This is a genomic window from Desulfosediminicola flagellatus, assembly GCF_005116655.2.
GTDB classification, from domain to species: domain Bacteria; phylum Desulfobacterota; class Desulfobulbia; order Desulfobulbales; family Desulfocapsaceae; genus Desulfopila; species Desulfopila flagellata.
The window spans coordinates 2,575,684-2,589,031 of sequence record NZ_CP050698.1; the positions used below are offsets into that span (position 1 = coordinate 2,575,684).

A 13,348-nucleotide genomic window follows, 5' to 3' on the forward strand; every position below is an offset into this window, starting at 1 on the left:
GAATTATGTCACCAGATGAAAAAGCGGTAAAACCTATCTCGGCGTTTCTCGCAATGATAGGGCTAGTTATCATCCTTGCTGTCTGCCTTCAAGTTCTCAAGTTGCCGACGCGGGGAACGCTGGTATTGTGTATTGTCTACCTTGCATCTGTAACGTATTACCTCGGTAACAGCCTGAGTGAAATTGAGGGTTATCTCCTTGATGGCTTTAAAAAAGCTTCATTCACTGTTGGAGTCCTGATGGCTGTAGGCTGTGTAATTGGTGGCTGGATAATTGGTGGTGTAATACCATCTATTATATATTACGGACTAGAACTTCTTACACCATCGCTTTACCTCACCACCGGCCTTATCCTCTGCTGCCTCACCTCGTATTTCACTGGAACATCATATGGCTGTATTGCAACAATGGGCGTAGCTCTTATAGGCGTCGCAGAAGGCCTTGGCGTGCCACTCCCGATTGCAGCCGGGATGGTTGTTTCCGGAGCGCTTTTTGGTGATAAGATGTCTCCATTTTCAGACACGACAAATCTGGCTGCTGCTACTGCAAAAACCCCTCTTTTCAGTCACATCTACTCCATGCTATTCACTGGCGGCCCGGCTATAGTTATCTCGCTCATCATTTTTGCCGTCATCGGAATGAATTTTGGTGACGCCCAGAATGCAAATCCGGCCAAGACTCAGGAGCTCATGAGCGCTATAGACTCCGTCTTTTTCATAAGCCCATTTCTCCTGCTTGTTCCTGCTGTGACTATATTGATGATCATTAAAAAGGTTCCACCGATCATGAGTATTATGATTGGTTCAATTCTTGGTGTATTAGCTGGAATGATCTTTCAAGATGCATTTACAAGCAAAGAGGCCATCCTGGCTCTTTTTAAAGGTGTAAGTTACGACTATGGTAATGCTGATGCGGCTAAATTGCTCAACAGAGGCGGTCTTGGCAGCATGGCATGGATTGTTACCGTAGCTCTTATTGTCCTTGCATTTGGAGAACTAATTCAGCGTTCAGGCATACTCAAAGCTCTGCTAACGGCTATAAGCAACTCAATTAGCAGCAGTTTTAGATTAATCTTAGCGACTATCGGTGCCTGTCTCGCCACCAATCTTTTTAGCGCTAGCCAATATGTTTCCATTGTACTGCCTGGCGAAACATTCGAACCTGCTTATAGGCGGATGAATATCAAAGGGAATGTCCTCTCCCGTACACTTGAGGACAGCGGTACGCTCTTTGCTTTTCTTGTGCCTTGGGGCAACGATGCTATTTTTACTGCGGCAACCCTGGGTGTAGCTACCCTGGATTATGCTCCCTACACGTTTTTCTCACTTCTTTGCCCACTTCTGGCTATTTTCTATGCGGCTACAGGGAAATTTATCTGGAAGAGGGATGAAGAGGAAATTACTGAATTTTCACTAGATACGACGAGCCAGGAATTGGCTCCGGCCATTCAGAAGTGACAATTAATCTATAGTTTCAATCAAAAAAAACGGCACAACCAATCTGGTTGTGCCGTTAAGCATTACTATCAGCACCCAAAAAAAACTGTCTTTTATAGCTTATCCGGCTGAGGCGGAATCAAAACGAATTTACCCACATGTTTTTTCTCAGTGAACTCTTTTTGTGCGTCAACAATTCGTTCGAGTGGATATGTTTTCGCAAGGAGCGGTCGAATCTCACCTTTCTCGATATAGGAAATAAGATTTGGAAAAACCGGTTCATCCCAAGCGGTACACCCTATCAGGGTCAGATCTTTCAGGTAAAAAGTACGCATATCAAGTGTTACCAGGGGCCCGCCAATAGCACCCGAAGAGACATAGATACCACCCCTTCTTAACACCTCAAGCATTTCGCCAAAGGAAGGTCCGCCAACGTTGTCGACAACAACATCTACAGATTTTTCGCCAAGACTTGCAACGATATCGTCGCCCCGGGCAATAACTTTATCTGCACCTATTGATTTTACCTGTGCAAGTTTCTCCTTACCGGCAATAGCCGTTACCGTCGCTCCACGACGCTTCGCTAATTGCACTACTGCAGACCCGACACCACCGGATGCTCCGGCAACCAATACATGATCCCCTTCAGAGACTTTCGCTCTGTGAACCATATTCTCGGCGGTACCATAAGCACAGGGGATTGTGCCGAGTTCAGCATCACTCCAGTCACAATTAACGGCAAATATTTCGCTGGCTCTCACTTTAACAAATTGCGCGAAGGCACCATCAAAATCTGAGGCCATCCAGATATTTTCCAGACTATCCCAGCCAGCACTGCGCATGCAGGCACGCACCAATACACGCTGGCCGATAATGCTTTCATCTCCGCCAGGAGCAACTTCAACAACACGTCCACAACAATCTGTGCCTTGAATAAATGGAAACGGTGTAGCTTCGTTCCAACCACCATCCGCAGTATCTTTTGCTTTTCCTTTTTCTTCGGATGACAAATCTTCGGTGCCGGTAGTGACCTTGCTCGAGTACCAGCCAAGACGGGTATTGATTTCAGTGTTATTTACTCCGGCAGCAAGCACCTGTAGAAGGACCTCGCCTTGGGCAAGTGTCGGTAGCGGAACATCCCGATACTCAAGTTCTTCGTAGCCACCATTACCATTGGTAACAATAGCTTTCATAGTGGCCTTACAACCGTTAAGATCAAAGCGGTTTTTTTGTGGATTCATTTCTCGTGTATTGCCCTTTTTTTCTGTTTTATTCTATAATTACACAACACACCAATACATTATGCAGCTGCTCTTTCAACCAGGAGATTATCCAGCCAGTCTGGATCCATCTCAGGAACAGAGGAAAGAAGGAGCTGGGTATAATCGTGGTGAGGAGGTTTTAGAATATCACTTTTAATTCCCTGCTCAACAATACGCCCTTTATACATCACTACAATTTCATCAGCGATTGCCTTAACAGTAGCCAAATCGTGAGTGATAAAAAGATAGGATATCCCAAGTTCGTTCTGTAAACGTTGCAGCAGGTTTAAAATCCCTTCAGCCACGAGCTGATCAAGTGCAGAAGTGACTTCATCACAAATAATTAGATCGGGGTTGGCGGCAAGAGCCCGAGCGATACATATTCGCTGTTTTTCACCACCCGAAAGTTCAGCGGGGAACCTACTCATATAGCTTGTTGGCAACTCAACCATGCTGAGAAGTTCTTCGACCCTGGCTGTTACTTCTTTACCTTTCATTCCAAAATAAAAGGAGAGCGGACGACCAATGATCGTCTTTATCTTCTGGCGAGGATTCAAAGCCACATCCGGCATCTGATAAATCATCTGCATACGTCGCAAACATTCACGATCTCTTGAAGGCAGATCTGGCGAAAGCGTCTCTCCGCTAAAGCTGATATTTCCGCTGTTTGATGGAAGTAAGCCTGTAACGATTCTGGCAACGGTAGTCTTGCCGCTACCGGATTCTCCGACAACCGCTACGGTTTTACGCCGCCTGACCTTAAGGTTGATATCCTGTACGATATTTATCCCTTTCTTGTATCCTGCTGAAACACCGCTAATATCAAGGATCACGTTCGGGTCCTTTTCGTTACGGATCTTTTCTTCCCCTAAAGACCTGACAGCCAGTAGTCGACGTGTGTAATCTTTTTGGGGGTTATCCAGCATCTGGCGAGCACATCCACCTTCTACAAGCTTTCCGTGTCGCAGCACCATAATGCGATCAGCAAGCTGGGCAACCACAGCAAGGTCATGGGTGATATAAATAGCACCTGTATTCAGCTCTTTGATAACATCTTTGATAGCTACAAGCACCTCAATTTGAGTAGTAACATCCAGAGCTGTGGTAGGCTCATCAAAAATGATAATATCCGGATCAGTTGCCATGGCCATTGCTACCATGGCTCTCTGTAACTGCCCCCCTGACACTTGATGGGGATAACGGAAACCAATCTCCTCAGGATTCGGCAGATCTAATCGTCGGTACAGATCGATAGCCTTTGCAACCGCTTCATTATAGGACATAAGTCCGTGCTGAACAGGACCTTCTGCAAACTGGTCAATAAGTTTGTGGGCCGGATTAAATGAGGCCGCTGCACTCTGAGCTACATAAGCGATACGGGAACCACGCAGTTCGATTACTGATTGTTCAGACGCGTCGGTAAGGCTTAATCCGTCAAAATGTATAGTACCCGATGCAATCCGACACCCTGTCTGTGTATAGCCCATTGCTGCAAGACCAAGTGTGGACTTTCCAGCTCCTGATTCACCAATAAGACCAAGAACCTCACCCCGCATCAACTTCATATCCATATTTTTGACTATGGGGCTCCACTGTTCTCCGTCAAAGCCTTCAATGTTAAGTTGTTTAATATCAAGCAGAGGTTTCGGTTGTTTAATGTCATGCAGTGCTACCATATATTTACTTATCCTATATTTTCGAATTTACCGATATTGTTAAGCACGTAATAGACTGCTTCGGTTGAGCATCCAGTCGACTACCAGATTCACTCCGATGGTAAGGAGGGCGATGGCTGCAGCAGGATACATTGGTGAATAAATGCCAAATGATATTGCGCCGGCATTTTCACGAACCATGGATCCCCAGTCTGCAGTAGGTGGTTGAATCCCCAGACCAAGAAAACTCAATGAGCTGATGAACAGGAACACAAAACAGAAACGAAGGCCAAATTCCGCAATCAGGGGTGGCATTGTATTTGGTAGAATCTCATTGCGCATAACCCACCACAAGCCCTCCCCTCTCAAGCGTGCAACCTCGACAAAATCCATCACTTCAATGTCCATTGCGACAGCTCTTGAGACTCGAAAAACTCTGGTTGAATCAAGTATAGCAATAACTACAATCAAGGTGGGGATGGACGTACCCATAACTGACAGCACCATAAGGGCAAATATGAGTGTTGGAAAAGCCATGATGATATCAACGAACCTTCCGAGTGCCTGGTCTACCCAGCCGCCAAGAGTAGCTGCTAACAGGCCGCAACTACAGCCCACAGCAAACGATAGACAAACAATAGCCAGAGCTATAGAAATGGTATTTCTGGCGCCATAAATGACGCGTGTGAACATGTCCCGCCCTAATTGATCTGTGCCCAGTATGTGCTCTGAACTCATTGGTGCCCATACGTCGCCGATAAGTTCGGTTTCTCCGTATGGGGCAATCTGAGGAGCCAGAAAAATAGTCAGCAGATTAACGAGGATAATCAACATGCCGATTCGTGCGCTTAAAGGCGCTTGTTGTATTAACGTAAACATTTGGTAAAACGCCTCCTTATCTTGGGTTTCTCAATTTAGGGTTGCTGAGCATTGACAGAACATCCGCAGTCAGATTTAAAAACACATACGTGCCCGCAAATATCAATCCGCTCGCCTGAACCACTGGTAGATCCCTTTTCGAAACTGCATCCACCAGCAACTGACCAAGCCCGGGATAGACAAACACAACCTCAACCACGACTACTCCTACAACGAGATAAGCCAGGTTTAATACCACAACGTTGATGATTGGAGAGAGCGCGTTCGGTAAGGCATGTTTGATGATAATTCGTCTACGGTTTATACCTTTGAGTTGCGCCATTTCAATAAAAGGACTGGAAAGAACATTGATAATGGCGGCTCTGGTCATACGCATCATGTGGCCTACTACGACAAAGGCAAGAGTTAAACACGGTAGAAATATGGCATGCATTTTTTGGAACACAGACATCTGATCATTAATATTACTGATGCTTGGAAAGAGCATAGCCTGTACCGATAAGAGAGCTATCAGAATGTAGGCTACAAAAAATTCCGGCAGGGAAATTGCGCTTAGCGTTGTAATTGATATAAATTTGTCAAACCATGAGTCGCGATAAATAGCCGCTAATAATCCAAGGAATATTGCAAAAGGAATGGCAAACAACGCAGTAGTTCCGGCCAGCAACAAGCTGTTGGCAAATCTCCAACCGATAACTTCAGCAATCGGGCGTCCATTTGCCAGAGAATTCCCGAGCTCACCATGGATGAAGTTATTTATCCAGGTAAAATAGCGTACATGGCCTGGTAGATCGAGATTCAGCTCCGTCCTGAAAGCCTGTATCGTCTCCGGGGTGGCGTTTTGCCCAAGTATGGCTTCTGCGAGATCGCCTGGCAAGGCTTCTACCCCGACGAAAATCAACAGGGAAATCGCGAAAAGTGTCAACACACCGAATACGATGCGTTTTGTGATCATTGAAGCTAATTTATTCATAAAGAGCAGGCTCGGTTTTGCTCTAGAGCCTGGAATAAGCAGAGGAGTTCCGGGACACGGAACACCTCTGGTATTCCAGACACAAGATTTGACCTTACCCTATGTAAAGAATAGTCCTCAATACATCCTGAGGACCAAAAGACAGGTTACGACTTAAACCACCATTTCTCAGGTGCTCGAAGTCCATCCATTTCCCAGTTAGCGGCTATTGGGCCATGGGCAATCTTATCAGATGTCGCTGAAAGATCTGCTGCAAACATAGGTACTACGACTCCGCCCTCGTCCCGAACAATTCGTTGCATTTCAACGTACATGGTTCGACGTTTGGCTTCATCGAGTTCAGCTCTGGCTCCTACAAGCAACTCGTTAAACCGTTTATGTTTCCATGAAGTATCGTTCCAGGCTGCGTCGGCGGCATATGCCGTACTGAACATCATATCTTCAGTAGGTCGCCCACCCCAGAACACTGTGCACCATGGTTTTTTCATCCAGACATTGGACCAGTATCCATCGTTTGGTTCTCGAACCACATTGATATTAATTCCAGCCTTGGCAGCAGTTTCTTTATAGATGACTCCAGCATCAATCGCGCCGGAAAAAGCAGCTTCGGCAGCATGAAAATCAAACGTTGCACCTTCCATTCCAGCTTTTTTCAAATGAAACTTAGCCTTATCCGGATCAAATTGTCGCTGAGGCAGTTCTGATGCGTGGTATCGATTCGCCGCACTGATAGGATGGTCATTACCGACAGAACCGTATCCGCGCAGGATGGTCTTCAGCATTTTCTCACGATCGACCCCATATTTCAGAGCCAGCCGTACGTCATTATTGTTGTACGGAGCTGTATCGCACTGCATGGCAAATGTGTAATGCTTAAAGCCATTTTGACGAATTATGTTGATCCCATTCATCCGTTTAAGAAGATGGACTGTTTTTAATTCGCACCGGTTCATTATGTCAATCTGACCGGTTTTTAGCGCATTCGTCCTGGCATTTACATCGTTAATACCAAGAGTTTCCACTTCATCAAAAAATGCTCGATCGCTTTTGAAATAATTAGGATTTCTGGTAGCGAAGGCACGAACGCCCGGCTCATATTTCTGGAGGATGTAACCGCCGCTGAAAATACCGTCTTTAAAATCGCTTGTAGTTGGAGCAATGATCAGATGGTAATCACTCAACAAAAATGGGAAGTCAGCATTACCACTTTTCAGGACAAAAGTGATGGTATACTTATCTTCTTTTTTGATCTCTTCAATGGAATCAACAATCACCTTGGCTGCTGATTTTGTTTCTTCTCCCCGGTGATGATTCAGCGAGTAAATGACATCATCGGCATCCATTGTTTTGCCATTATGAAACTCGACTCCTTTCCGGAGTTTGAAATTCCATACTTTTGCATCAGGTGAACTATCCCAGCTTTCAGCAAGTTCAGGGATAGGCTTGTTCTCATGATCGACCTCAACAAGATTATTTCCCAGCTGCCCGTTTATGATGATCTGGTTCATCATGTCAGTACTGGCAGCAGGATCCATTATATCAGTCGTAGACCCGCCGGAAATGCCGACCCGTAAACGACCGCCACGACGAGGTTCAGGGGCTGCAAATGCGTTTGTAGATAAAAATGATTGAGAAAATGCTGCTGTTGCGCCAAGAGCTGCTGCCTGGGCAATAAATTCTCTTCTTGATACTTTTCCGTCTGAAAATAATTTCTTTAAAAGTTCCAATCCGATCACAGACTTCCTCCTTGTTGAATGAGTTGTTTTTTTATTAATATTAAGTGCTTGTCAGATTTATAGATAATGCTCCTTTGTGACTCAGAACAGCTATTTGGGTATGGTTAAGAAGGAGATTACTCTCCGTATGCAATCTGTGTAAAAAAAGTCATCGCTCAGGAATTATTCTTCAAGGGCAGGTCGTCGATACTCTCCGTAAGCATCCCGGTTGACAGAATTGGTGCGGCGGAAATGGGTGCACCACTATCCTCGTCATCCGTCATTAACGTACCAAGAAGTTGAAGGGATGAGAGGATCATGTTCTGCTGCCAATCATCGAGATTTTCGAATTTTTCGAGGAACGTGTCTTGCAATGGTGATGGCGCCGCATCAAGCATCTTTTTACCAGCATCTGTTTCCTTAACCAGGACGCGTCTACGGTCACTGGTGTCCTTCTGGCGCTGAACAAGTCCTTTACGCTCTAAACGATTCAATATGTCTGTTACAGTTGCTTGCTTAAGGCTTACCTGCTTGGCAACCTGGCTCACAGTAATGGCACTGTTACCCTGTATCTGTTTCAGGACAATGAGTTGCGGTGTCGTAATGCCATGCTGACGAACAAGTTGACGAGAATGTAAATCGATCGCCTGAATAATGCGCCTGAGGCTTATGAGCACACTATCTGAAACAGCAGTTGACTTGTTGACGTTTACGTCTGGGTATGTATTCATGGGGTATATTTTACATTCGACACATTGCATAATACGCTGCAAAACATGTCGACTAGCTAATTTTATCCATCTTATATATCGTTATATTGTGGAAATACAGTAATGCCAGGTAATGAGGTGCATCAATCAGAATACATTGGATACTATATATTGTCAAAGAGGTTTCCAGAAAAAGACCACATTGTCGCTCTGAACGACCCCGTTCGGCCTTTTTTTAAATAGTCTTTTGCAGATGGACACAACACGCTGAATAATCAACAGAGAGGAAGATTGAGGGGGATCTGTGCTATAAAAGTACTACTCCGGGCATCAGCTATAGAAGTATGAGAGACCGTTTTTAAACATGTAAATACTTTGGCAGACGTGCCTGAATACAGCGGATATGTAAGAATTAAGGAAGTAAATATTCGTGTTATGTTGGTATCAGAAAAATTTCAATACACTGTCAACATCAACGTTATCCACCTGTTCTTTTTTAAGATACTGTTCAGCATATTCCAGGTACGCGCCACTCGTCAGGAAAAGATGAAATATATTCCTGTCTATGTGGTTATCCGCGACCATCTCCGCCATAATCTCTATCACAGTGCTCAATTTTTTCGCGTTTTTGTATGGACGATCTGCTGCTGTAAGTGCTTCAAAGATATCAGCAAGTACCATTATTTTTGCCGTAAGGGGCATTTGCTCGCTGGTAAGTTTTCGGGGGTATCCAGTTCCGTCGAGTTTTTCATGATGTCCGCCTGCAATATCAGGGATGTCTTTCAGGTGTTTGGGGAAAGGAAGTTTTTTGAGCATTATTATTGTTTGTACAATGTGATCATTTATCTGGTACCTGTCTTCTTTTGTCAGGGTCCCTTTGGTGATGCTCAAGTTGTAAAGTTCACCTCGATTATACAAATACTCAGGTGTATCGAGTTTGAATCCATAAGGGTTATTCTTCTTGATCTTATGCTTTTCCTCCCTCAAAATCAGGTGGTCATCACGGTCGGCGAGAAGCCGTTCTTCTACGGGTAATGGTTTTTCCCCGCCCCGTTCTTTTCGTTGTTTTTCCTCCCATGAAACACCAAGCCGGTCAGAGAGCGTTCTCATCCACGTACGTTTGCTGATTTTGTGTAATCTCTCTATGTTTTCAGGCATCATGTATTCCTGACCGATATTGCACTCTGCAACAAAAGTAAATTCCTCATCAAGTTCTTTCCACAAGTCATTGAGTTGCTGTCGATATACTGTTTTATTGGCACACGTCGAAAACTGTTCTAACATTGCAATATGAACGTCTCGTTTTATAACTTCAAACCGCATACGTATCTCATGAATCCTATCGTAGATAGTTTCTAGCTTGGTCGCCTTATCTACAATAAACTCAGGTGAAGTTACCTTTCCGCAATCATGCAACCAACTCGCAATTCGAAGCTCCTCCCATCTGTTTTTATCAAGTTTGAAATCGGCGAATGGCTCTTCTGTTGAGGCACATGCCTTCTGAGCAATAAGTTCCGTAAGTACAGGTATTCGCTTACAGTGTCCTCCTGTGTATGTTGACTTCGAGTCAATAGCTTCTGCAAGGACCTTAATAAAAGATTCCAGGAGATCTTTCTGCATCCTGAGCATCTGTCTGCCTTCCAGCGTAACAGCTACGAATCCTGAAAGCGCCTTCAGGAACGCCAGTCTGCCTTTTTGTTTCTCAGAAGAACCAAATTTTTGTTTGTCATAGAGGAGACAGAGCAACCCTATAGTTTCACCTTGTCGATTTACGGCAGGGAAAATCACAACGACAGGTTCTTTGAGATGAACGACCTCAGACAGTGCATTCTCTGGAATGCACTCATCAAGATCACCAATTATCGGCTCACTCTCCTGAAGTAAGTCGAGTAGAGCACTTGATTCGTTCAGATCACATTCTGGAAGAAAACCATCATTGATAATACAACTGCCGGGAGTATGAATCGAGCCGGGAGAAAGTGTATTCGTGGTTGTTTTTACTACATACGTAAACGCACAATCCGCTTCAGCAATCTGCATAGTTTCTTCAGAAATCCTGATAAGGAGACTGTCAAAGTCCTGTTCACTGGCGAGTGAATTAATCAGTGAGATAAACTGATCAATTGTCATTTCCATTTTCGACATGGCCTGTCCCAGTTCATCCACCTCTTTTATTGTAGTTTTCTCAAAATGGTCACCCTTAGAAAATTCAAACCTACTGATGCGTTCTGAATTATGAGCCAATTGCTGCAATGGTCTTGCGATTTTCCTTGCTAGAATTAAGGAAAAAGGACCTGCAATAACAATCATGATAAGCGTGAAGATACTGGTTTGCATCTGCATTTTTCTTGCCTCACTCAATATTTCGTCTTCCGGTGAGAGCATTACCAGATAAAAATTATCACGGTTTAATAGTTTGAGTTTAAGGGTGGAACCAAGCCATTCTTCACCATTATGATGTATTGTATAGAACGATTTACGGAACTCACTTTTTGCTGCCGCGATATCAAGAATTTCACTTTTCAGGTCTTTGAATTCAGATCTACCAATGTTTTCCTGATGTGATACAGTAAGTGCTTCGGCATCTCGGTAAGCTGTTACCCAGAATGAATTATCACGTTCTTCAAGGAGAACAATCTCAGTTCTTTTCGAGATCATGTGTCTGGAGAGAATTTCTGAGAGACTTTGAAGAGTAATGTCTCCAGCAATCACGCAATGGGCACCGAGGGGTTTATACGCCACAGTAATTCCCATCTGCCCGATAAAGTGAAAAAGGTAGGGTGCCGTATCAGTTACAGAACGTGAAGCAAGTGCGGCTGTATACCAGGGACGCACACGTGGATCATATTGATCTGCAACCTCATCCTTCTTTCCAATTCTCACCATCGAGTCGGTGTACCAGAAACGACTGCGGATTCGCACGCCGCTTTCACCTGTGGTAATGTTATCGACTACAATTACTGCCTGATCCGGGGCGTTGAACCTTTTTGCCATATATTCATTATCAAGAGAGCGGACTATGAAATAATCGCCATTGTCATAACCGAATTGCAATGCTGTAAGTTGTTGTTCTTCTTTTATTGCTGAATAAATAAGTGGTACGAATCGTAGCCGTTCATCGAGACTTTCAGCATTCACAATATCGGTATGAGCTACGATACGAATACTCTGCGATACTGCTCGATGCATGGACATATAGTCCATAGTCAATTCCTGATGTATCCGGGACAGATATTGTTCGGAAAGTTTTAATAGCAGGGTAGAAGATTTGGCATATACATAGAATGCGAGAACTGTTCCAAATATTGTAATGAGTATCGTAAACAACACGGAAATAGTGACATGGATCTTGTAGGATCTGTTCAATCGTATTTTCATGGTTTGTCTGTATACTTGTAGAAAGGGGGTAAACTATCAGCTACATGACATTCTGATGTTTTTCACTTGCTGAAACACCGATCATTTGCAAGCTGCAAATGCCATTTCCAGACATATTCCATCTAATACTATGATGTTACAGCATGCGACGATACCCGTTAATGCACAGTTTATGATTTTTTAGGGAATATATAAAGATGGTATCAGACAGGCTGGGATCAATGCAACAGCCACACTATGCAGTTAGGTAAGTAGCTGACTGATATACACCCTGCCCTCCGAAGGATTTTGTACCGATGAAACTGCTGATTACCCTATCGTCAGGAATAGTGAGTTGGAAGGGGGGCAAAACATATATACTCTGAGTCATTATGTATTGTAGCATCGTATTGTTTATAAACGTCAGATGATTTTATCGAAAATCAATACCATATCATACTCCCCGGCAGTTTCTTTTTTTGCGTAATTTGATTATGTTAGTCTATCTACGATGACGCATGTTTTTGACCACTTTTTATGAGTAATAAATGAACCAGCCAAAGGCGCACATGAGTTTCACCAAACAAGCAGCATATGAAGAATTGAGATATCGTATTATCACCCAGCAACTTGCGCCTGGAGAACTTTTAAAAGACAAAGATCTTATGGAGCGATATGGGATTGGTCGCACCCCTTTGAGAGAGGTTTTTTTAGAACTCCAGAACGAGGGCCTGATCAAGCGGGTTCCCAGAGCCGGGACCTGGGTAGCCCCAATGGATTTCCATTTCCTCAAGCAGGTTACAGAGATCAGGATTGGCCTTGAAGGTATTGCCGGAGAACTGGCAGCTGAACGAATTTCTGAACAGCAGCTCGCAGAACTTGACTCAATTCTCGAAACAGTAAAAGCTCATGAAGCGGATCCCAAAACCAACTTTGAAGAACTGTTGAAATATGAGTCTGCCTTCCACAATGTGATCTACGCATCAACCGGAAACCCACAACTGGAAAAACTGCTGCGTAACTATCAGAGTGTCGGAGCACGATTCTGGCATTCCCTGGTGTTCAGCAGAGAACAGATGGCTGAACAATTCCGTAGCCATCGGTTAATGCTAGCTGCCCTGAAGAAGAGGGACAAAAAGACCTGTAAAGAAATTACAGAAGAACATATCCGCAACTATGCTGGAATGATTAACGACAGGATTGGGCCTGAATCGTAACCTAACCCAATTGGCGTAGTAGAAATGGTGCGTTAAATAAATAATTGAGAAATCTGTTTTTTTTGGGGGGGGCGGTAGCATTAACTTTACAAGCCGGAAACCGAAATCACAAAAGGCCTGTCAGAAGCGTTAATACCACTTTCT

General features: G+C 44.1%; 9 protein-coding genes. 2 read left to right on the forward strand and 7 right to left on the reverse strand.

Annotation, left to right across the window (positions count from 1 at the left end; translation table 11 throughout):
* Positions 1-5: 5 nt before the first annotated feature.
* A complete protein-coding gene (gene nhaC, locus FCL46_RS10770) occupies positions 6-1,457 on the forward strand; it encodes a Na+/H+ antiporter NhaC (protein ID WP_136806473.1) in 1,452 nt (483 codons plus the stop codon).
* A 92-nt stretch (positions 1,458-1,549) separates the two neighbouring features.
* On the opposite strand, the gene FCL46_RS10775 is transcribed toward nhaC, so the two are convergent.
* The 7 genes from FCL46_RS10775 to FCL46_RS28210 form a co-directional block, all read right to left on the reverse strand.
* Positions 1,550-2,677: an alcohol dehydrogenase family protein gene (locus tag FCL46_RS10775; protein WP_217909605.1), complete on the reverse strand. Its 1,128-nt coding sequence runs from the start codon at positions 2,675-2,677 to the stop codon at positions 1,550-1,552.
* 59 nt (positions 2,678-2,736) lie between these two features.
* Entirely contained in the window at positions 2,737-4,374 is a 1,638-nt protein-coding gene (locus FCL46_RS10780) for an ABC transporter ATP-binding protein (RefSeq protein ID WP_136806474.1), read from the reverse strand.
* Between the two features lie 39 nt (positions 4,375-4,413).
* The gene (locus FCL46_RS10785) at positions 4,414-5,232 is read right to left on the reverse strand and encodes an ABC transporter permease (protein WP_136806475.1); all 819 of its coding nucleotides are present in this window, start codon (positions 5,230-5,232) and stop codon (positions 4,414-4,416) included.
* Between the two features lie 16 nt (positions 5,233-5,248).
* Positions 5,249-6,205, reverse strand: coding sequence for an ABC transporter permease (locus tag FCL46_RS10790; protein ID WP_136806476.1), 957 nt, complete (start codon positions 6,203-6,205; stop codon positions 5,249-5,251).
* A 146-nt stretch (positions 6,206-6,351) separates the two neighbouring features.
* On the reverse strand, positions 6,352-7,941 hold the full coding sequence (locus FCL46_RS10795) for an ABC transporter substrate-binding protein (RefSeq protein WP_136806477.1): 1,590 nt from the start codon (positions 7,939-7,941) through the stop codon (positions 6,352-6,354).
* Positions 7,942-8,096: 155 nt separating this feature from the next.
* On the reverse strand, positions 8,097-8,651 hold the full coding sequence (locus FCL46_RS10800; protein WP_136806478.1) for a MarR family winged helix-turn-helix transcriptional regulator: 555 nt from the start codon (positions 8,649-8,651) through the stop codon (positions 8,097-8,099).
* Positions 8,652-9,074: 423 nt separating this feature from the next.
* The gene (locus tag FCL46_RS28210; RefSeq protein ID WP_136806479.1) at positions 9,075-12,008 is read right to left on the reverse strand and encodes an HD domain-containing phosphohydrolase; all 2,934 of its coding nucleotides are present in this window, start codon (positions 12,006-12,008) and stop codon (positions 9,075-9,077) included.
* A gap of 527 nt (positions 12,009-12,535) precedes the next feature.
* On the opposite strand from FCL46_RS28210, the gene FCL46_RS10810 reads away from it, so the two are divergent.
* A complete protein-coding gene (locus tag FCL46_RS10810) occupies positions 12,536-13,204 on the forward strand; it encodes a GntR family transcriptional regulator (RefSeq protein WP_136806480.1) in 669 nt (222 codons plus the stop codon).
* The last annotated feature ends 144 nt before the right edge of the window (positions 13,205-13,348 follow it).

What these genes read in the sequence shown, in the direction of transcription:
- nhaC (WP_136806473.1), top strand. Translation starts at nt 6, where the DNA reads ATGTCACCAGATGAAAAAGCGGTAAAACCTATCTCGGCGTTTCTCGCA.
- FCL46_RS10775 (WP_217909605.1), bottom strand. Translation starts at nt 2,677, where the DNA reads ATGAATCCACAAAAAAACCGCTTTGATCTTAACGGTTGTAAGGCCACT.
- FCL46_RS10780 (WP_136806474.1), bottom strand. Translation starts at nt 4,374, where the DNA reads ATGGTAGCACTGCATGACATTAAACAACCGAAACCTCTGCTTGATATT.
- FCL46_RS10785 (WP_136806475.1), bottom strand. Translation starts at nt 5,232, where the DNA reads ATGTTTACGTTAATACAACAAGCGCCTTTAAGCGCACGAATCGGCATG.
- FCL46_RS10790 (WP_136806476.1), bottom strand. Translation starts at nt 6,205, where the DNA reads ATGAATAAATTAGCTTCAATGATCACAAAACGCATCGTATTCGGTGTG.
- FCL46_RS10800 (WP_136806478.1), bottom strand. Translation starts at nt 8,651, where the DNA reads ATGAATACATACCCAGACGTAAACGTCAACAAGTCAACTGCTGTTTCA.
- FCL46_RS28210 (WP_136806479.1), bottom strand. Translation starts at nt 12,008, where the DNA reads ATGAAAATACGATTGAACAGATCCTACAAGATCCATGTCACTATTTCC.
- FCL46_RS10810 (WP_136806480.1), top strand. Translation starts at nt 12,536, where the DNA reads ATGAACCAGCCAAAGGCGCACATGAGTTTCACCAAACAAGCAGCATAT.